Source organism: Marinobacter xestospongiae (genome assembly GCF_023156385.1).
GTDB lineage: Bacteria > Pseudomonadota > Gammaproteobacteria > Pseudomonadales > Oleiphilaceae > Marinobacter > Marinobacter xestospongiae.
Map to the genome: position 1 here is coordinate 59523 of NZ_JAKZAK010000028.1, position 20050 is coordinate 79572.

Here is a 20050-nt window from a genome sequence, read left to right on the forward strand (position 1 = left end):
CTATGGCCTGGAATGAACCGGGTGGAAACCGTAACGACAATGATCCCTGGGGAACCGGGGGCGGTCGTGGCGGCAATGATCAGGGACCCCCAGACCTGGATGAGGCTCTGAAGAAAGGTTTGGACCGCCTCAACAAGATGCTGGGTGGCAAGGGCGGTAACTCCGGCAATGGCTCCGGCGGCTCCAGCAGCAGCGGCGGCACCGGATTCGGTGCACTGCTGGTGGTGGCTGTCATCGTATTTGCCATCTACGTCGTCTGGCAGTCCTTCTACACCGTTGATGAGCAGGAACGGGCCGTGGTGCTCCGTTTCGGTGAGTACAACAAGACTGAGAATCCGGGTCTGCGCTTCAAGGTGCCGTTGATCGATAACGTCACCAAGGTGCGGGTCACCAATGTGCGTAACGCCGAATCCCGTGGCCAGATGCTGACTCAGGACGAAAACCTGGTCACCGTCGACCTTCAGGTTCAGTATCGCGTTGCCAGCGCCCGCGACTACGTACTCAACGTGCGTGATTCCAATCAGGCTCTGGCATTCGCTACCGACAGTGCCCTGCGTCACGAAGTGGGCAGCTCCCAGCTGGATGACGTGCTAACCGAAGGTCGGGCCGAACTGGCGGTGCGGGTTGAACAGCGCCTGCAGAGCTTCCTGGAAGAATACGGCACCGGCCTGGAAATCGTCCGGGTCAACGTTGAAAGCACCCAGCCTCCGGCGCCGGTGCAGGATGCCTTCCGCGAAGTCCAGCGCGCTCGGGAAGACGAGCAGCGTCTGAAGGAAGAGGCCGAAACCTACCGCAACAAGGTGGTCCCGGAAGCTCGGGGTCGCGCACAGCGGATGGTGGAAGAGGCTACGGCCTACAAGGAAGAAGTCATTGAGCGGGCTCGCGGTGAAACGTCGCGCTTCCTGGAAATGCTTGCGGTGTACCAGCAGGCGCCCCGGGTTACCCGTGAACGCATGTACCTGCAGGCCATGGAAACGGTCATGTCCAGTACCAGCAAGATTCTGGTGGATACCAAGGGCGGCAACAACATGATGTACCTGCCTCTGGACCGTCTGGTGAACCAGGCTGGCTCCATCGGTTCCCGCAGTGGCGGAAGCAGCAGTGGTTCGGAGCCGGTGATCACCGAGAGCGACATCCGTTCGCTCACCGATCGGGTGATCCAGGAGCTGCAGAATCGTCAGAACACCAGTGTACGTAGGGGGAGATAATCATGGGGCCTAAATCTGTTGCCGGACTGGCAGGCGCCCTGTTGGTGATCCTGCTGGTTCTGTCCAGTGTCTACATCATCCCGGAAACCCACCGCGGCGTTCTGCTGCGGTTCGGGGAGTTGATTGAAACCGACATCCAGGCGGGCATCCACTTCAAGGTGCCGCTGGTGGACGAGGTGCGTCAGTTTGACGTGCGGGTGCTGACCAACGACCTGCCGGCCAAGCAGTACCTGACCATCGAGAAGAAACCGCTGGATGTGGACTCCTACATCGCCTGGCGTATTCGTGACGTCGATGAGTTCTACCGGGCCACCGGTGGTGATGAGCTGCGGGCGCAGTCGCTGCTTTCGTCCCGCGTCGACAATGGCCTGCGGGACGAGTTCGGTATCCGCACCATGCACGAAGTGGTCTCTGGTCAGCGTGATGAGCTGATGCACACCCTGCGTGACCGGGTCAACGAAACCTCGGTGACCGAGTTCGGTATCGAAGTGCTGGATATCCGGGTCAAGGCCATCGAGCTGCCGGGGCAGGTCAGCGAGAACGTCTACCGCCGTATGGCGACAGAGCGTGAGAAGCTGGCCCAGGAGTTCCGGTCCGGTGGTCGTGAGGCCGCTGAAGGCATTCGTGCCGGTGCCGACCGTCAGCGCACGGTCATCCTGGCCGAGGCTTTCGCCAAAGCGGAAGAGCTGCGCGGTGAAGGCGACGGTGAGGCTGCCGCAATCTACGCCGATGCCTACAGCTCCAATGAAGACTTCTATGCCTTCTACCGGAGCCTTGAGGCTTACCAGAAGACCTTCGCAAACAAGGAGGATCTGATGGTGATCGACGCCGACAGCGACTTCCTGAAGTTCCTCAAGGACCCGCGCGGCGCCAGCAACTAAGCACAGCGCCAGCCGACAAACCGGAATGCTTCCGCATTCCGGTTTTTTTGTGGCTGGCAACCGTGTAAACTTCTGCCGGTTTTGGCCCGGATTTCTGATCCGCCCGGGCCTGACCCTCAACTTTCCGAATCCCGGTCCGCGCCGAGGCCACCGGGACCGAAGACGGACACTAGAATCTCATGACAGTATCAGATCGCTGGTTACTGCCGGACGGGGTAGAAGACATTCTGCCGCCACTGGCAGGACGGATAGAGTCGCTGCGTCGGGACGTTATGGATACCTGCCAACGCTGGGGCTACCAGCTGGTAATCCCGCCGCTCATCGAATACCTCGAATCCCTCTTCACCGGCACCGGTCACGACCTCGAACTGCAAACCTTCAAACTGACCGACCAGCTCACCGGCCGGATGATGGGTGTGCGTGCCGACATGACACCGCAGGCGGCGCGGATTGACGCCCATACCCTGCGCGAAGACGGCATTACCCGTTTGTGCTACGCCGGCCATGTACTCAACACCCGTCCCCGTCACATGCTGACCGGGCGGGCGCCCATCCAGGCAGGCTGCGAGCTGTTTGGCAGCGGTTCTGAGGCCGCCGACCTGGAAGTGATCAGTCTGATGCTGGCCACGCTGCGGGTGGCGGGTCTGCCGCGGGTCCACCTGGATCTGGCCCATGTGGCGATCTACCAGTCCCTGATCGCCGAAGGCGCGTTCAGCAGCGAGATGGAAGCCACCATCTTTGATGCCATGCAGCGCAAATCGGTACCGGAGCTGAACGAACTGCTGGGTGACTGTCCGGCAGACAGCGCCGGTGGCCGGCTGCGCCGTCTGGCGGCGATCTGCGGCGGTATGGAGGCGCTGGCCCAGGCCCGGGACGTGCTTGCGGGTGCCTCTGACGACGTTGTGGCGGCGCTGGATCAGCTGGAGCGGGTGGCTACGCTGCTGAACCGCGATTTCCCTGAAGTGGGCGTCGGATTCGATTTCTGCGAACTGCGAGGCTACAACTATCACACGGGACTGGTGTTTGCCGCCTACGCCCCGGGCCACGGTGATGCGGTTGCCAAAGGCGGTCGCTACGACGCCATTGGCAGCGATTTCGGCCGTGCCCGTCCTGCTACCGGTTTCAGTCTGGATGTCCGGGCGCTGGTGGCGTTGGGCGAGCGGGTTCTGCACCGGGCCGGTGCGGTCTGGGCTCCGGCTTCCGAAGATACCGCCCTGGCCAGGGTGATTGCCGGCCTTCGTATGACCGAAACGGTGGTGCAGGCACTGCCGGAAGACACCGATACCGACCCGCGTGGCCGGGGTTGCGACCGGGTCCTGGTCCAGCGGGATGGTCAGTGGGTTGTCGAGCCACTGTAAACGTTTAGTGTTATCCACGGTGTGGCCGGCACGGGGTTTGACCGGCCATATCATTCATCGAGTGAACCTTTTCGCCGTCACCGGCATTGTCGGAGCGGACACTGAGAGAGAATCATGGGCAAGAATGTTGTAGTACTGGGCACCCAATGGGGTGATGAAGGCAAAGGCAAGATTGTCGACCTGCTGACCGAGGAAGTGGCGGCGGTCGTACGCTTCCAGGGCGGCCACAATGCCGGTCATACCCTGGTCATCGAAGGCAAGAAAACAGCTCTGCACCTGATTCCCTCCGGTATCCTGCGGCAGAACGTCAACTGCCTCATCGGCAATGGTGTGGTGCTGTCTTTGGACGCCCTGTTCAAGGAAGTTCGGGAGCTGGAGGAGCGTGGTGTGGCGGTACGCGAACGCCTGAAGATCTCCCTGGCCTGTCCGCTGATCCTGCCGACCCACATCCGCATCGATCAGGCCCGCGAACGTGCCCGTGGCAACGACAAGATCGGCACCACTGGTCGGGGCATTGGTCCGGCCTACGAAGACAAGGTGTCCCGCCGTGGCCTGCGGGTGGGTGACCTGTTCAACGCTGCCAGCTTTGAGACCAAGCTGCGGGAAATCATGAGCTACCACAACTTCGTGTTGACCGAGTACTTCAAGGAAGAGGCGGTTGATGTGGACGCGGCTCTGGCGGAACTGCTGGCCCAGGGTGAGGAAATCCGGCCGATGGCGGCCGATGTGACCGACCTGCTGCACGATTACCGCAAGAAGGGTGAGCACATCCTGTTTGAGGGCGCCCAGGGTTCTCTGCTGGATATCGACCTCGGTACCTACCCGTACGTGACCTCGTCCAACACCACCGCTGGCGGCACCGCCACGGGCTCCGGTTTTGGTCCGCTGTTCCTCGATTATGTGCTGGGAATCACCAAGGCCTACACCACCCGTGTTGGTTCCGGACCGTTCCCGACCGAGCTGTTTGATGAAGTGGGCGAGCGCCTGGCAATCAAGGGCAATGAGGTGGGTACCACCACCGGTCGCGGACGTCGCTGTGGCTGGTTTGATGCCGTGGCACTGCGTCACGCCATCCAGATCAACAGCGTCTCCGGTATCTGCCTGACCAAGCTGGATGTGCTTGACGGCCTCGACACCGTGAAAGTCTGCGTCGGCTACCGCACGCCCAATGGCGAGATCCAGCGTCCGCCAATTGGCTGTGACAACTACGCCGACATCGAGCCGATCTACGAGGAACTGCCCGGTTGGCAGGAGAGCACGTTCGGCATCACCAGTCTGGAACAGCTGCCGGAGAACGCGAAGGCCTACATTCGCTTCCTGGAGCAGCAGATTGAGGCGCCGATCGACATCATCTCTACCGGCCCGGACCGGGTTGAGACGGTGATCATGCGCCACCCGTTCGGCCAGTAAGTGACCGGACAGCCGAACTCCCGGGTTCGGCACCACAAAAAAGGCCAGCACCGACGTGCTGGCCTTTTTTGTTTTACCGGGCGGCAGTGGCGCTCCCTGGGGCTTCTTCGCAATACCCTAGGGCTTCTCCGCAATAATGGTCGCGCGCCGGGGGCCGGGGTAGCCCTCAATGGTTCTGGAGGGATCGTCGGGATCGAGGAAGTCCGCCAGGGACTGGAAGCGCATCCAGTCCGTGGTTCGTTGTTCCTCGGTGGTGGTGTCGGTTACGTCCACCACCCGGGCCTGACGGAAACCGGTGCGGTCCAGCCAGCGCAACAGGGTGTCGCAACTTGGCAGGAACCAGACGTTGCGCATCTGGCCGTAACGGTCCTCCGGCATCAGGCTGTAGCCTTCAGGGCCGTCCACCACCAGGGTTTCCAGCACCAGTTCGCCACCCCGGCGCAGGGTGCTTTTGAGCTCCAGCAGATGGTCCAGGGGGGATCGGCGATGGTACAGAACACCCATCGAGAAGGTGGTGTCGAAGGCTTCCAGCCGGTCTGGCATGTCTTCCATGCGGATCGGGAGCAGGTCGACGGGGACCTCGCCTAGGTAGCGTTTGACGCTGAGGAACTGGAACAGGAACAGCAGGCCTGGATCGATGCCCACAACCCGGCGGGCACCCAGGCCGGCCATGCGCCAGCAGTGGTAGCCGGAACCGCAGCCGACGTCCAGAATGCGTCGCCCCTGCAGGTCCGACAGGTACGGCGCTACCCGATCCCACTTCCAGTCCGAGCGCCACTCGGTATCAATACCCACGCCAAAGAAGTCGAACGGGCCCTTACGCCAGGGCATCAGGCCCCGGAGCCCGGCTTCAAGTTTTTGACGGGCGTCGTCCGCCAGAGTTGACGTGCTCAGGGTGACGGCGGAGCGGTTCAGATCGGCTTCAACGTCTGCCACCGCCGGCAACTGCTGCAGGGCCTGCTGCCAGCGTGCCATATCGCCGTGGGGATTGGATTCGAAGCGCCACACCAGTTGCTGCCGCAACTGTTCCGCCCAACTGCCGAGGTCGTCCTGTTCCAGGTGGGTGAGCAGGTCCTGATAGCAGGATTGCCAGTCAAAGGTAGACACGGTTAGCCCTTACTCCGGTGATTTGGTGGCCAGCATGGAGACGAAATTGAAACACTGATACCACAGCATCACCTGATCGAAACCGGCCTTCAGCAGGCGTTGCCGGTGTTCCTCCAGCGTTTCGGGGATCAGCACCTGTTCCAGCGCTGAACGTTTCTGGCTGATTTCCAGGTCGGAGTAGCCATTGGCGCGCTTGAACTCGTGATGCAGCCGGGTCTGACTGTCCTGCTCTTCCTGGCAATCGAAGCGGATCTTCTCCGACAGGATCAGCGCTCCTCCGGGACGGGTGGCATCGGCAATCCGGGTCAGCAGTGGCAGGCGCTGGTCCGGCGTCACGAATTGCAGCGTGAAGTTGAGGGTGGTGACCGAGGCATTGGTCAGCTCGGTGGTCAGGATGTCCTCGCACTTCAGAGTCACCGGCAGGGGATGGTCGTCGAGGGCGACATAATGTTCGCACCGTTCGATCATCGCAGCGGAGTTGTCGACGCCGATCAGTTGGCAGTCATCGTGGCGGATGCCATGACGCATGGCCAGTGTGGAGGCGCCCAGCGAGCAGCCCAGGTCATAGCAGTGGCTGCCGGGCTGAACGTACTGGTCGGTGATCACCTCAATCATCGGAATGATCGTGGTGTAGCCGGGCACCGAGCGGCGAATCATGTCGGGAAATACCCGCGCCACCGAGGCATCAAAACGGAAATCGCTCCGGGGTTGGGCCTGGGCGAACAGGCGGTCGGTTTCCTGCATTGGTGGTGTGGTCTTACTCATGATTGGGGGCGGCCTCCGGTGTGGTCGGGGCAATCTGGGTATGGATGGCGCCGCAGCGCACGCCCCGGTTCTTGTAGTCCACCAGTATGGCGCGGAATGACGGGTCGACATCCGAGGCGATGGCCAGGTAATCCTGAATGCACACCGCATGCAGTTCCGATGGCTTGTAGGACATGCGGTAGTCGTTGTCCGGAGCCAGGTGGATCGCCTTGAATTCGCCCACCGGGGCATCGCCCTTATTCTCGGAGTGGGCGATTCGCCCGGTCGACTCCAGGGCGACCACGGTGCCGATAATGGTGATGACAAAAACAGCGATCAGACTGCGAGCGGAATAGCGGGCCTCGTTCTGGCTCATGGTGTCTCCTGGTTGAGCAATGGAAGTATCAGTACTGACCGGGCAGGCTCAAAGGCGGCCCCTGGAGGGCTGCGAGCTGCTCCCGGAGGGCAAGGATCTGGTCAGACCAGTAGCGGGGCTGCTGGAACCAGGGGAAGAAACGGGGGAACGCCGGGTCGTCCCAGCGCTTGGCAAGCCAGGCGCTGTGGGCAATCTGGCGGTAACAGCGCAGCGGTTCAATCAGCAGTCGCTCACGGCGATTGAAGTCGCGGAACATCTCATAGCCTTCCAGCAGCTCGGCAAACTGGTTGCCGCGCTCGTGTTCCTCGCCGTTAAGCAGCAGCCAAAGATCCTGGATCGCAGGGCCGGTGCGGCAGTCGTCCAGATCCACCAGCAGGATCTGCTCATCCCGGACTAGCAGGTTGCCGGCATGGCAGTCACCGTGCAGTCGCAATGTCGCCACCTCCCCGGCGTCGTCGATCAGGCGGGCGCACTGATCGATCAGGTCGGGAATCAGACTGTCCCAGGCCGGGCGCAGGTCCCGTGGTATCCAGTCCCCCTCGGTGAGAAAGCGGCTGTTATTGGTGATGCCGGCCAGCAGATCAAGATGCTGGCGATGTTCGAACGGCCGTTGGGCGCCCACGTTGTGGAGTCGGCCGAGCCATTGGCCCAATCGGTACAGGGTATCGGGCGTGCTGGTGTCCGGCGCCTGGCCGCCCCGCTGCGGGAACAGGGCGAAGCGGAAATCGCCGTGGCGTGCCAGGGTGTGGCCGCCGGGCATGGTCAAAGGGGCGACCAGGGGAATGTCCGCGGCCACCAGTTCTGCACTGAACTGATGTTCCTCCAGAATCTGCGCGTCACTCCAGCGACCAGGGCGGTAAAACTTGGCGATCAGAGACGGGCCGTCTTCAATCCCGATCTGGTAGACCCGGTTCTCGTAACTGTTGAGGGCAAAAAGCCGACCGTTGACCACAAATCCTTCCGCTTCCACCGCGTCGAGGATCTGGTCGGGGGTCAGGTCATCGTAGGGATGGGCGCTGTTGTTGGTCATGGCACTTCCTGGGCTGACGGGATGGACTTGGTCGCCGCTACTGCTGCGTTGGCAGCCTTGCTGAGGCTGACAGTCGCACCGGGGCAAAGTTCATCCGAGGTTCGGTCGGGCGCCAGTATAGCGGGTTCCGGCTGTGCAGACGATGCCGGTGTGGTGCTCTTCCGGGTGTCGGCGGCCTCTGCAATACTGCAGGTCATGGGAAGTGGTGTTGAGTCAGAGGAGCAGCGGGTGGCAGAAACAGAACAGCTGGTGGTGGATACGGTGGTGATCGGCGCCGGTGTGGTTGGCCTGGCGGTCGCCCGGTCATTGGCCCTGAGAGGGCAGTCGGTGTGGTTGTTGGAGGCGGGCGCGCACTTTGGTGAGGGCATTTCATCCCGCAACAGCGAGGTGATTCACGCCGGCATCTACTATCCCACCGGATCACTCAAGGCGCAGTTGTGTGTCCGAGGTCGAGAGCAGTTGTACGCCTATTGCCGCCAGCGCTCGGTGTCCCATCTGCGTTGTGGCAAGTGGATTGTGGCGGTGTCGGACGGTCAGGCTGATCAGCTTGAGGGCATCCAGCGTCAGGCTGCGAATAACGGCGTGCCGCTTACCTGGCGGGACGGTGCCGACCTTGCGGATTCGCTTCCGGACGTTGCCGCCGCTGCCGCACTGTTTTCACCGGAAACCGGCATTGTCGACAGCCACCAGCTGATGCTGGCGCTGCTTGGGGATCTGGAGGCGGCTGGCGGTACGCTGGTGTATCGCACCCCGGTACTGTCGGCGCAAAGCGGTCCTGAGGGCCATCGGTTACAGCTCGGTGGCGAACTGCCGTGTCAGTTGGTGGCCAAGCGGGTGGTGAATGCGGCGGGGCTGTCGGCGATTCCGCTGGCGCGGCAATGGGCGGGCTTCCCGTCGCACTGCTGCCCGCAGGCCCATTACGCTCGCGGTGTCTATTTCAGCTACAGCGGCCGTCATCGCTTCGAGCAGTTGATTTATCCGGTGCCGGAGCCTGGCGGCCTGGGTGTACACCTGACGCTGGATCTGGCCGGGCAGGCCCGCTTTGGGCCGGATGTGGAATGGATCAACGAGCCTGATTACACCGTTGATCCGGCCCGGGCTGCGGCCTTTGCCGAGGGCATCCGTCAGTGGTGGCCGGGGCTGGATGCAAGTCGCCTGCAGCCTGCCTACGCCGGGGTCCGGCCAAAACTGCGAGGCCCGGGAAAGGGCAACGCTGACTTTCTGATCCAGGATCAGCGCGAGCATGGTGTGCCAGGCCTGGTGCACCTGTTCGGGATCGAATCACCGGGACTGACTGCCTGCCTTGCCATTGCTGATGAGGTGGCAGAACGGCTGGTTTGATCCGAGTTGGTTCAATCAGAGCCTGTTAATCTGGAATTCGACGCTCAGCCCAGCGGCGTCCGGGCCAATGCCCAGACCTGAATATCGCTGACTCCGGCGCGACTCAGCGCCCTGGCCATGGCACGAGCGGTGGCGCCGGTGGTCATGACGTCGTCAACAATCGCCACCCGGTCAGGCACGGGGCCCCAGACCTGGAAGGCGGTACCAAGGTTGCGCAGTCGCTGTCGACGTTGCAGGCCGGCCTGGGGCTGTTGCGGGCCCACGCGACGCACAGTGCTGGCAGACCAGGGCAGGTCCAGGTGGCGGCCTAGCTGCTCGGCAATGTCTTCCGCCTGATTGAAGCCCCGGCGCCGCTGTCGCCAGGGGCGCATGGGCGTGGGTATCAGCAGTTCAGGCAAGTCACCGGATGGCGCCAGGGCGGTGCCGCACTGCGTCAGCCAGGCCTGCACAAGTGGGTGTCCCAGGCTGGGCTGGCGGCGGTACTTGTAGCCGCTGATCAGCTGGTCAACTGGAAAGCCGTAAAGCCAGGGTGAGATGGTGTGCCGGAAGTGGGGCGGCCGGGCCTGGCAGTCACCGCACAGGGCGGCTGCCGGAGTGCTGGCTGGCAGGGGCAGGGCGCAGCACCGACAGGGCGTGCGGTTAACCGGCAGGGCGTCGAAACAGGCCTGACACAGACCGGTTGGTGCCGGGTCCAGACAGGCAACACAGAGGTTGCCGGCATCCAATACCCGGTTAACCAATGGTGGGAGATGGGTTGACAGCGCTCTAAGTCCCTTTATCATTTGTGGTCTCCGTCAACCATGGAATCCAACAAAGTTAACAGGACCTGACCATGACCGCCACAGCCCTCCGTCACGACTGGACCATCAAGGAAGCCCGCGCCCTGCTGGAGCTGCCGTTCAACGATCTGATGTTCCGTGCCCAGGCGGTCCATCGCCAGTATTTTGATCCCAACGAAGTACAGGTCAGTACCTTGCTGTCGATCAAGACCGGGGCCTGTCCCGAAGACTGCAAATACTGCCCCCAGAGCGGCCACTACAACACCGGTCTGGAAAAGGAAAAGCTGCTGGAGATCGAGCGGGTGGTGGCTGAGGCCAAGGCCGCGAAAGACAAGGGCGCCTCCCGTTTCTGTATGGGCGCAGCCTGGCGCAGCCCGGCCAAGAAGGACATGCCCTACGTGCTGGACATGGTGCGTCAGGTCAAATCCCTTGGTCTGGAAACCTGCATGACCTTGGGGATGTTGCGGGAAGACCAGGCCCTTGAACTGGCCGATGCCGGTCTTGACTACTACAACCACAACCTCGACACCTCCGAGAAGTACTACAACCACATCATCACCACCCGTACCTACCAGGATCGCCTCGATACCCTGGACAACGTTCGCCGCGCCGGAATGAAAGTCTGCTGCGGTGGCATCATGGGGATGGGGGAAGATCTGGACGATCGCGCCGGTCTATTGGTGCAGCTGGCCAACCTGCCGCATCATCCGGAAAGTGTGCCGGTGAACATGCTGGTGAAAGTCGAGGGGACCCCTCTGGACAACGTTGACGACCTCGATCCGTTCGATTTCGTCCGCACCATCGCCGTGGCCCGCATCATGATGCCGGAATCCCACGTGCGGCTGTCTGCGGGCCGGGAGAATATGAATGACCAGATGCAGGCCCTGTGTTTCCTGGCGGGCGCCAACTCCATCTTCTATGGCGAGAAGCTGCTGACCACCAACAACCCGGAAGCGGATCACGACCGTGAGCTGTTCCAGCGCCTTGGCATCCGGCCGGAACAGCGGGAACAGGCCCACACTGAGGAAGAGCAGGTTGAGGCGCTCAGCGAGGCAGTAGAGTACGAGCGTACCCGTCACATGTTCTACGACGCCACCCGGGAATCTGCCTGAGGCTGGTCCATTGCGGGATTTCGCAGCAGAACTGAACGCCCGGCATGAAGCCGGGCTCAACCGGACCCGGCGCCTGGTTCGTGGTCCGCAACAGCCTTCGCTGATAGCCGATGACACGTCGCTGCTGGCATTCTGCAGCAATGACTACCTTGGTCTTGCCAGCCACCCCGAGGTTTGCGCGGCGCTGACTGCGGCAGTGTCGGACGCTGGCGTTGGTGGCGCGGCGTCTCACCTGATCTGTGGTCATCACGACTACCACCACCAACTGGAGCAGCGCCTGGCCGACCTGACCGGGCGAAGTGCTGCGCTGTTCTTCTCCACCGGCTATATGGCCAATCTGGGTGTGATTTCTGCCCTGGTGGGCCGGGGCGACACGGTGTTCTCGGACCGCCTCAATCACGCCTCCATTATCGATGGCTGCCTGCTGAGCCGGGCGCGAATCCAGCGCTATCCCCACAACGACATGGATCACCTGGCGGACCGACTTGCGGCCACCTCCGGCCACAAACTGGTGGTGACCGACGGGGTCTTCAGCATGGATGGAGACATGGCGCCCCTGCGGGAACTGGCGGCCCTGTGCCGTGAACACGACGCCCTGCTGCTGGTGGATGACGCCCATGGCCTCGGTGTGCTGGGGGAGCGAGGCGCCGGGTCGCTGGAACACCTGGGTCTGTCTGAACAGGAGGTGCCTTTGCTGATCGGCACGCTGGGCAAGGCGGTAGGCACCAGCGGGGCTTTCGTCGCCGGCCCCCAGCTGCTGATCGATTACCTGGTGCAGAAAGCCCGCACCTACATTTACACCACCGCCATGCCGCCGGCAGTGGCAAAAGCCACCTGTGCCGCCCTGGATCTGGTGGAGCAGGGCCAGGCCCGTCGCCGGCACCTGGCGCACCTGATTCGCCGATTCCGCGAAGAAACCCAGGCTCTCGGCTACCAGCTGATGCCTTCCGCAACGCCAATCCAGCCGATCATGGTGGGCGACAACTGGACCGCGCTGGAACTCAGCCGGCAGTTGGAGGATCGGGGACTGCTGGTGACCGCCATTCGTCCGCCCACGGTGCCGGAAGGCCAGGCCCGGTTACGGGTCACTCTGAGCGCTGCCCACACCGATGCCGATCTCGACCGCCTGCTGACGGCACTGGCGGACTGCCGGCCAGAGCCGGAGGCTTGACATGGCAGGGCACGGTAACCTGCCAATCCGGGTAATCGGTGGCTGGGGCGTGGACGCCACCATGCTGGCAGCGCTGACCAACGACTGGCCCGGCCCGGTGACCCACCTGAACCTCGCCGGCGATCTGTTGACCAACCTGTCCCCTGATGCCAGCGGCGTTGAGTCCGCTGCCCGGCGGCTGTTGGCACGTTATCCTGAACCAGCCCTCTGGCTGGGCTGGTCCCTGGGCGGGCAGATTGCCATGGCCGCCGCAGGCCAGGCCCCGGACACGGTGTGTGGCGTCGTTACCCTGGGGGGCTTTCCCCGCTTCGTGCAATCCGGGCACTGCTCGCCGGGGATGGCGGCAGCGACCTTCGAGGCGTTTTTGCGTCAGTTTGACGACGACAGCCACCGTTGCTGGCAACGGTTTCTGGCGCTGATGGCGAGTGATGGCCAGGGGCGTTCGGATCGACGGGCATTGCGGCGCTGGCTGCAGTCCGGTCCACCCCAGAGCGATGACGACCTGGCCCTGACCCTGGGCTGGCTCGCCGACAGTGATCAGACTCTGTTGTGGCAGAACCTGACCACGCCCGCGCTTCACCTGTGGGGAACACAGGATCAGGTGGTATCCGCCACCATGGCCGACCAGCCGTTGGCTGCGAACAGCCGTGCTCTGCTCATTGAGGGCATGGATCATTGGCCTCGGGACGAGGCGGGGCAGGTCTGCCGGCAACACCTCCTTACGTTCGCTCACTCCCTTCAGGAGACTGTGCAATGACACTGATTGACAGCCACCGTCCGGAAATCGCCAGCAAGCACGTCGTGGCGCGGGATTTCGGGGCCGCCTCCGACTCCTATGACTGTGCGGCCAGACTGCAACGGCACATGGGTGAGCGTCTGCTGGCGCAGCTGCCGCGGACGCTGTCGGCCAGCAAAGTGCTGGACCTTGGCTGTGGCACCGGACAGTTTGTGCCGGCTCTGAGCGAGCGCTACCCCCAGGCGCGGGTCACCGGCGTTGATCTGTCGCCGGCCATGGTGGCCCATGCCCGTCGCCAGCGGGCGGGGGATTATCAGTGGCTGGTGGCCGATGCCGAGCGGCTGCCCCTGGCCTCCGGCAGTGTCGATGCGGTGTTTTCCAACCTGATGATCCAGTGGTGCGCCGATCCCCGGCCGGTGCTGGCGGAGTGCCTGCGGGTGCTGCGCCCCGGGGGCATGCTGGTCTGCTCCACGCTGGTGCAGGGTACCCTGAGGGAACTGGCGGCCGCCTGGCAACAGGTGGACCCGGGAGTGGACCACGTCAATCGCTTTGAAGCCTGGCCGGCGTTGCTGGAACAGGTGATGGCGGTCGCCCCGCAGGCGGCGGTGGAGCAGGAGACCGTGACATTGCCCTACGAATCCCCCATGCAGTTGCTGGCGGAGCTCAAATCCCTGGGAGCCCAGTACAAAGGGGATGCTCGCCGCAAGACCGTGACCGCTCCGGGGCGGTTGCGGCGTCTGGCGCAGCAGTATCCCCGTCGCGATGGGGAGGTGCTGGCGAGCTATGAGGCCGCCTATATTACTTACCGGCGGCCGGACTGACGGCAGCGATCAGCCCGATTCGGTGCAGCTCTTTTTTCACTGATCAGGACCCCTTTCCACTGATCAGGACTCCACTCGACTCACCAGGACCCTCGTCCACTGACCAGGATTACAGTCCACTGAACAGGAACCCACCATGGCCAAACAGACTTTCTTCGTGACCGGGACCGATACCGGCGTTGGTAAAACTCTGGTGTCAGCAGCGATTCTCCATGCCGCCCGTAACCTCGGCCTACGTACCCTAGCGATGAAGCCCATCGCGTCCGGTTGTGAGCAGACGCCGGATGGGCTGCGCAACGAAGACGCGCTGATGTTGATGGACGCCATGACCGAAACCCTCAGCTACGATCAGGTTAATCCTCTGGCCATGGAGCCGGCCATTGCGCCTCACGTGGCAGCGGCGATGGCGCAGCGCCGGCTCAGCGCCGAGCGTCTGGTGGGATTCTGCCGGGGACAGCAGATGCAGCCTGCGGACCTGATGCTGATCGAGGGGGCTGGTGGCTGGCGGGTTCCGCTGAACGAGCGGGAAACTTATGCCCGGGTTCCGCAGCTGCTGGAGCTGCCGGTTATCCTGGTGGTGCCGTTGCAGCTGGGGTGCATCAACCATGCCCTGCTGAGCGCCGAAGCGATTCGTGCCGATGGTTTGCCGCTGGCGGGCTGGGTGGCGAACCGGCCGCAGGAGACTCCGATGAGCTGTGAGCAGGATACCCTGGAGTACCTGCAGGCCCAGCTGCCGGCACCCTGCCTGGGTGTGCTGCCTTGGCAACCGCAGCCGGACCCGGTAGTGCTGGCAGAGTCTTTGGGATTGCAGGCAATCCTGGGGCGGGGTGAATGATCATTTGATTGAAAATTGAACAGGGGTGTGGCTTAATGAAAACAATCTGAAGGTCAATCAGGTGGTCGTCGATATGATCAACAACACGCTAGCGATCGGTATCCAGGGTGTTCAGGAAGGTATTCAGGGCATGGACAACGCCGCCCGCAGGATTGCCCGCGGCGGCACCGATGGTCCTCAGGGCAGTGCGTCCGGCAACGGCGACCTGCTCGAGCCTATCGTTGATCTCAAGCTCTATCAGCGCAGCGTTGAAGCCTCCGCGCAGGTGGTCAAGACCGCTGACGAAACTCTGGGCACCTTGCTGGACATCAACGCCTGAGCGTTGATCGCGGTTCACATCCATGATTTCAGGTGCCTTGCCTTCCTCTCCCGTCGTCAGTCCCTTTCAGGGGACCAGCACTCCCCCGCGCCCTCAGGCCGAGACGGGAGAACGTGGTGAGGCACGGCCTACCGAACGATCCGAGCAGGCCAGCCGTAGCGCCCAGGCTGACACCCAGCTGACCGAAGCCGAACTCAAGGAACTCACCAAGCTCAAGGCCCGGGACCGCGAGGTGCGTGCCCACGAGACTGCCCACCAGTCCGTTGGCGGGCAATACGCCGGCGCACCCAGCTACACCTACCAGCGTGGGCCGGACGGCGCCCAGTACGCCGTGGGTGGGGAAGTCTCCATTGATATCGCCCCGGTAGAGGGCGACCCGCAGGCCACCATCGACAAGATGCGTATTGTCCGCGCCGCTGCCCTGGCGCCGGCGGAGCCGTCCAGTCAGGATCGGACGGTGGCGGCGGAGGCGACCCAGATTCTGCTGCAGGCCCAGGTCGAGCAGTCCCGCGAATCCCGGGAGTCATCCGATGATGAAGCGGCGAACGAAGTCGCGGACCGTCAGGGCGATGCTGCTGCCGACACCTACCGATCCATTTCTCGCTCCACCGCTGCCGATCAACCGACCGATCTCGTTGGTTTTCAGGCAACCGCCTGATATTCCGAATAATAATTTTCAGTATTGGATGAGTCCGAGAGGGCCTGTTGCTGCCTGCGCGGGATAAATTTGCGATCACACGCTTGACAATTCCGCACCTACAAACGTATGTTTCAAACACTTGTTTAATTGATGCCTGAGTCCGGTTGGCGAAGGTGTCCGAGCAATCCTGATGGCAGTGTGCTGCGTCGAGAACCTGCGCAGCAAGAACCGATAACGAGGTGGATTCCATGCCTGAATACAAAGCGCCCCTGCGTGAGATCAAGTTCATCATGAATGAGCTGCTGGACAGCGAGCAGCATTACGCCAGTCTGGAGGGAGGCGAAGACGCGACTCCGGATATGGTCGACGCCATCATCCAGGAAGGCGCGAAGTTCGCAGAGCAGGTTCTGTCTCCGCTGAATGCGGTTGGCGACCAGGAAGGCTGTAAGCTGGCTGACGATGTCGTCAAGACGCCGACCGGCTTCAAAGAAGCTTACCAGCAGTACGTCGAAGGTGGCTGGCCGTCCATGACCGCCGATCCCACCTATGGCGGCCAGGGCCTGCCGCACTCCATCGGGCTGGTCATCAGCGAGATGGTTGGTACCTCCAACTGGTCCTGGGGCATGTACCCGGGTCTGAGCCACGGCGCCACCAACACCGTTGAAGCCCACGGCACCGAAGAGCAGAAGCAGACTTACCTCACCAAACTGATCAGCGGTGAGTGGACAGGTACCATGTGTCTGACCGAGCCACACTGTGGTTCTGACCTGGGTATCCTGCGCTCCAAGGCCGAGCCGAATGCGGATGGCTCTTACAACATCTCCGGCACCAAGATCTTTATCTCTGCCGGTGAGCATGACATGGCCGAGAACATCGTCCACATCGTTCTGGCACGCCTGCCGGGCGCACCGGAAGGCACCAAGGGCATTTCCCTGTTCATCGTGCCCAAGTTCCTGCCTAACGAAGACGGCTCCGTTGGCGAGCGCAACGCGGTTTCCTGTGGCTCTCTGGAGCACAAGATGGGTATCCACGGCAACGCCACCTGCGTTATGAACTTCGATGGTGCCAAAGGCTGGCTGATTGGTCCTGAGAACCGCGGTCTGAACTGCATGTTCACCTTTATGAACACCGCCCGTATCGGTACTGCCATCCAGGGTCTGGGTGCCGCCGAGCTTGGTTTCCAGGGCTCACTGGCTTACGCCAAAGACCGTCTGGCCATGCGTTCCCTGAGCGGTCCGAAGAACCCGGAAGGTCCGGCCGACCCGATCATCGTTCACCCGGACGTGCGTCGCATGCTGATGACCCAGAAAGTGGTCGCAGAAGGCGCCCGCGCCCTGATCTATCTGACTGGCCAGCAGGTCGACAAGACCCACAGTGCCAAGTCCGAAGAAGAGCGTAAGGCTGCCGACGAAGCCCTGAGCTTCCTGACGCCGATCGCCAAGGCGTTCCTGACCGAGATTGGTTACGAGTCCGCCAACCTGGGCATGCAGGTCTTCGGTGGTCACGGCTTCATCTCCGAGTGGGGCATGGAACAGAACGTTCGTGACGCCCGCATTGGCATGATCTACGAAGGCACTACCGGCATCCAGGCGCTCGACCTGCTGGGTCGTAAGGTGCTGATGAGCCAGGGTGAGTCGCTGAAGTCCTTCACCAAGCAGGTGCACATCTTCTGCAAGGAAAACGCTGACAACGAGCAGCTGAAGGAATTCCTCGAGCCGCTGGCTGCGATCAACAAGGAATGGGGCGAGTTGACCATGAAGGTTGGTATGACCGCCATGAAGAACCGTGACGAAGTAGGTGCGGCGTCAGTCGACTACCTGATGTACTCCGGCTACGCCGTCTTCGCCTACCTGTGGGCGCGCATGGCCAAGGTGGCGCTGGACGCCATGGCCGAAGGCACCACCGAAGAAGCGTTCTACAACGCCAAGGTGCTGAGTGCACGCTTCTACTTCAAGCGTCTGCTGCCTCGGACCAAAGGCCACGCTGAAATGATGCTGGCCGGTGCCGACAGCCTGATGGATATGCCGGAAGAATCCTTCGCCTTCTAAGGCGCGGGTGATTCGACACCGGAAAAGCCCGCTTCGTGCAAGCGGGCTTTTTTATGGGTCCCGACAGCAGTTGTGAGACCGGGCCCAAAATTGGGTAGAATAGCTCCCTACAAAAACATCAACAGTAACGGGCACACACCTGCCGGTGCATTTTTACCCTTCGCACCGTTTACCTTTAGTGTTTGAATTCTGGAGAGAAATAGATGGCTGACTATCAGGCGCCCCTGCGTGACATGCGATTCGTCCTCAACGAGGTTTTCGAGGCTCCGGCCCTTTGGAGTTCGCTGCCCAAGCTGGCGGAGAACGTTGATCCCGACACCGCCGATGCAATCCTGGAAGAAGCCGGCAAGATCACCAGCGGCGTATTGGCACCGCTCAACCGCGAAGCCGATGAGCAGGGCTGTAAATGGAACGAAGGGGAAGTAACCTCCCCGGAAGGCTTCAAGGAAGCCTACCAGACCATCGTGGAAGGTGGCTGGAACGGCCTCGGCGGCAACCCGGAGTTCGGTGGCATGGGCATGCCCAAGATGCTGGTGGCCCAGTTCGAGGAAATGATGCAGGGTGCCAACATGTCCTTCGGACTGGCGCCGATGCTGACGGCGGGCGCCTGCCTGGCGCTGAATGCCCACGGCAGCCAGGAACTGAAAGAGAAGTACCTGCCTAACATGTACTCCGGCGTCTGGTCCGGCGCCATGGACCTGACCGAGCCTCATGCCGGTACCGACCTGGGGATTATCCGCTCCAAGGCCGAGCCCAACAGCGATGGCTCCTACAATGTAACCGGCACCAAGATCTTCATCACTTGGGGCGAGCACGACATGGCGGAGAACATCATCCACCTGGTGCTGGCGAAGCTGCCGGACGCGCCGGCCGGTCCCAAGGGCATCTCCCTGTTCCTGGTGCCGAAGTTCCTGGTCAACGACGACGGTTCCCTGGGCGAGCGCAACAGCTTCAGCTGTGGCTCCATTGAGAAGAAGATGGGCATCAAGGCCTCGGCCACCTGCGTGATGAACTTTGACGGTGCCAAGGGCTGGCTGGTTGGCGAGCCCAACAAGGGCCTGGCGGCGATGTTCACCATGATGAACTACGAGCGGCTGGGTGTTGGCATCCAGGGCATCGGCGCTGCCGAGGCGTCCCTGCAGAGTGCCCGTGAGTACGCTCTGGACCGCATTCAGAGCCGGGCTCCTACCGGTGCCCAGGAAAAGGACAAGGCTGCCGACCCGATCATCGTGCATCCCGACGTGCGCCGTATGCTGATGACCATGAAAGGCTACGTCGAAGGCGGACGTGCCTTCTCCACCTACGTGGCCCAGTGGCTCGACATTGCCAAGTACGCTGAAGACGACGACCAGCGCAAGCATGCCGAAGGCATGGTGGCGTTGCTGACGCCGGTGGCCAAGGCGTTCCTGACCGACCGTGGTCTGGACACCTGTATCCTTGGTCAGCAGGTCTTTGGCGGTCACGGCTTTATCCGTGAGTGGGGCCAGGAGCAACTGGTGCGGGACTGCCGTATCACCCAGATCTACGAAGGCACCAACGGCATCCAGGCCCTCGACCTGATGGGTCGTAAGGTCGTGGGCAGCCAGGGCAAACTGTTTGAGCTGTTTGCGGCTGACGTCGCCAAGTTCGTTCAGGACAACAGCGATGATGACGCCCTGCGGCCTTATCTGGAGTCTCTGTCCGCGGCGCTGGAACGGCTCTCGGACGTCACCGAGGCGGTGATCGCCCAGGCGGCAGAGAACCCCAACGCCATCGGCGCGGCCTCTGTGGACTACCTGGACCTGTTCGGTCTCACCGCGGTAGCTTACATGTGGGCGAAGATGGTGAAAGTCGCAGCGCCGAAGGCTGAGGGCGATACTTCCGGTTTCTACACCGGTAAGCTGAAGTCCGCGCGGTTCTACTTTGACCGCCTGCTGCCGAAGACTGTGTCACTGGCCGAAGGCATTCGCAGTGGCAGCGACTCCATGATGGCACCGACCGCAGACGAGATCTGATCGCGGTCAGCTCAGGCTGACACCATCGTGTGGTACACAAAAGGCGGGTGACGACAGTCCCCGCCTCAGACTGCTGACAAACCCCGGTTTTCCGGGGTTTGTTGCATTTGGTCGTTCTGTTTTCAGCCGACGGTCGCTTG

19 protein-coding genes are annotated in these 20050 nt (G+C 62.3%); 14 read left to right on the plus strand and 5 right to left on the minus strand.

Annotated elements, in window-relative coordinates:
• Positions 1 to 2: 2 nt before the first annotated feature.
• The 4 genes from hflK (at position 3) to MLD24_RS18160 (ending at position 4857) form a co-directional block, all read left to right on the plus strand.
• Complete coding sequence (gene hflK / locus MLD24_RS18145; protein ID WP_227175338.1) at positions 3 to 1208, plus strand: FtsH protease activity modulator HflK; 1206 nt, start codon at positions 3 to 5, stop codon at positions 1206 to 1208.
• A 2-nt stretch (positions 1209 to 1210) separates the two neighbouring features.
• A complete protein-coding gene (hflC, locus tag MLD24_RS18150; protein ID WP_227175339.1) occupies positions 1211 to 2089 on the plus strand; it encodes a protease modulator HflC in 879 nt (292 codons plus the stop codon).
• A gap of 179 nt (positions 2090 to 2268) precedes the next feature.
• Positions 2269 to 3447, plus strand: a complete 1179-nt coding sequence (locus MLD24_RS18155) for an ATP phosphoribosyltransferase regulatory subunit (RefSeq protein ID WP_248168506.1) — start codon at positions 2269 to 2271, stop codon at positions 3445 to 3447.
• A 114-nt stretch (positions 3448 to 3561) separates the two neighbouring features.
• Positions 3562 to 4857, plus strand: coding sequence for an adenylosuccinate synthase (locus tag MLD24_RS18160; protein WP_227175341.1), 1296 nt, complete (start codon positions 3562 to 3564; stop codon positions 4855 to 4857).
• 117 nt (positions 4858 to 4974) lie between these two features.
• On the opposite strand, the gene cmoB is transcribed toward MLD24_RS18160, so the two are convergent.
• The 4 genes from cmoB to MLD24_RS18180 are packed head-to-tail and all read right to left on the minus strand — an operon-like array spanning position 4975 to position 8114.
• A complete protein-coding gene (gene cmoB / locus MLD24_RS18165; RefSeq protein WP_248168526.1) occupies positions 4975 to 5928 on the minus strand; it encodes a tRNA 5-methoxyuridine(34)/uridine 5-oxyacetic acid(34) synthase CmoB in 954 nt (317 codons plus the stop codon).
• Between the two features lie 45 nt (positions 5929 to 5973).
• The gene (gene cmoA, locus MLD24_RS18170) at positions 5974 to 6729 is read right to left on the minus strand and encodes a carboxy-S-adenosyl-L-methionine synthase CmoA (protein ID WP_248168507.1); all 756 of its coding nucleotides are present in this window, start codon (positions 6727 to 6729) and stop codon (positions 5974 to 5976) included.
• A complete protein-coding gene (locus MLD24_RS18175; RefSeq protein ID WP_248168508.1) occupies positions 6722 to 7084 on the minus strand; it encodes a PA3694 family proteiin in 363 nt (120 codons plus the stop codon). The genes cmoA and MLD24_RS18175 overlap by 8 nt, the downstream gene beginning before the upstream one ends.
• A 28-nt stretch (positions 7085 to 7112) precedes the next feature.
• A complete protein-coding gene (locus MLD24_RS18180; protein ID WP_248168509.1) occupies positions 7113 to 8114 on the minus strand; it encodes a serine/threonine protein kinase in 1002 nt (333 codons plus the stop codon).
• A gap of 195 nt (positions 8115 to 8309) precedes the next feature.
• Here MLD24_RS18180 and MLD24_RS18185 point away from each other — a divergent pair, with 195 nt between their 5' ends.
• Positions 8310 to 9455 (plus strand): NAD(P)/FAD-dependent oxidoreductase, encoded by a 1146-nt coding sequence (locus tag MLD24_RS18185; RefSeq protein ID WP_425562320.1) that lies wholly within the window; start codon positions 8310 to 8312, stop codon positions 9453 to 9455.
• Positions 9456 to 9499: 44 nt separating this feature from the next.
• Here the strand turns inward: MLD24_RS18185 and MLD24_RS18190 are convergent, their stop codons facing one another.
• Entirely contained in the window at positions 9500 to 10237 is a 738-nt protein-coding gene (locus MLD24_RS18190) for a ComFC family protein (RefSeq protein WP_248168511.1), read from the minus strand.
• A 50-nt stretch (positions 10238 to 10287) separates the two neighbouring features.
• Here MLD24_RS18190 and bioB point away from each other — a divergent pair, with 50 nt between their 5' ends.
• The 9 genes from bioB (at position 10288) to MLD24_RS18235 (ending at position 19910) form a co-directional block, all read left to right on the plus strand.
• A complete protein-coding gene (gene bioB, locus MLD24_RS18195) occupies positions 10288 to 11346 on the plus strand; it encodes a biotin synthase BioB (RefSeq protein ID WP_227175348.1) in 1059 nt (352 codons plus the stop codon).
• A gap of 10 nt (positions 11347 to 11356) precedes the next feature.
• On the plus strand, positions 11357 to 12517 hold the full coding sequence (gene bioF / locus MLD24_RS18200) for an 8-amino-7-oxononanoate synthase (protein ID WP_248168512.1): 1161 nt from the start codon (positions 11357 to 11359) through the stop codon (positions 12515 to 12517).
• Position 12518: 1 nt separating this feature from the next.
• Positions 12519 to 13274 carry an alpha/beta fold hydrolase gene (locus MLD24_RS18205; protein ID WP_248168514.1) on the plus strand — a complete coding sequence of 252 codons (756 nt, stop codon included), beginning with the start codon at positions 12519 to 12521 and terminating at the stop codon, positions 13272 to 13274.
• A complete protein-coding gene (bioC, locus tag MLD24_RS18210; RefSeq protein ID WP_248168516.1) occupies positions 13271 to 14074 on the plus strand; it encodes a malonyl-ACP O-methyltransferase BioC in 804 nt (267 codons plus the stop codon). Before MLD24_RS18205 ends, bioC begins: the two co-directional genes overlap by 4 nt.
• Positions 14075 to 14210: 136 nt before the next feature.
• Positions 14211 to 14909: a dethiobiotin synthase gene (bioD, locus tag MLD24_RS18215; RefSeq protein ID WP_248168519.1), complete on the plus strand. Its 699-nt coding sequence runs from the start codon at positions 14211 to 14213 to the stop codon at positions 14907 to 14909.
• Positions 14910 to 14982: 73 nt separating this feature from the next.
• A complete protein-coding gene (locus MLD24_RS18220; RefSeq protein WP_227175353.1) occupies positions 14983 to 15228 on the plus strand; it encodes a flagellar basal body rod C-terminal domain-containing protein in 246 nt (81 codons plus the stop codon).
• A 22-nt stretch (positions 15229 to 15250) separates the two neighbouring features.
• Positions 15251 to 15886, plus strand: a complete 636-nt coding sequence (locus tag MLD24_RS18225; protein ID WP_248168521.1) for a putative metalloprotease CJM1_0395 family protein — start codon at positions 15251 to 15253, stop codon at positions 15884 to 15886.
• A 230-nt stretch (positions 15887 to 16116) separates the two neighbouring features.
• Positions 16117 to 17916, plus strand: a complete 1800-nt coding sequence (locus MLD24_RS18230) for an acyl-CoA dehydrogenase C-terminal domain-containing protein (RefSeq protein WP_227175354.1) — start codon at positions 16117 to 16119, stop codon at positions 17914 to 17916.
• A 203-nt stretch (positions 17917 to 18119) separates the two neighbouring features.
• Entirely contained in the window at positions 18120 to 19910 is a 1791-nt protein-coding gene (locus tag MLD24_RS18235; protein ID WP_248168523.1) for an acyl-CoA dehydrogenase C-terminal domain-containing protein, read from the plus strand.
• Positions 19911 to 20050 lie beyond the last annotated feature (140 nt).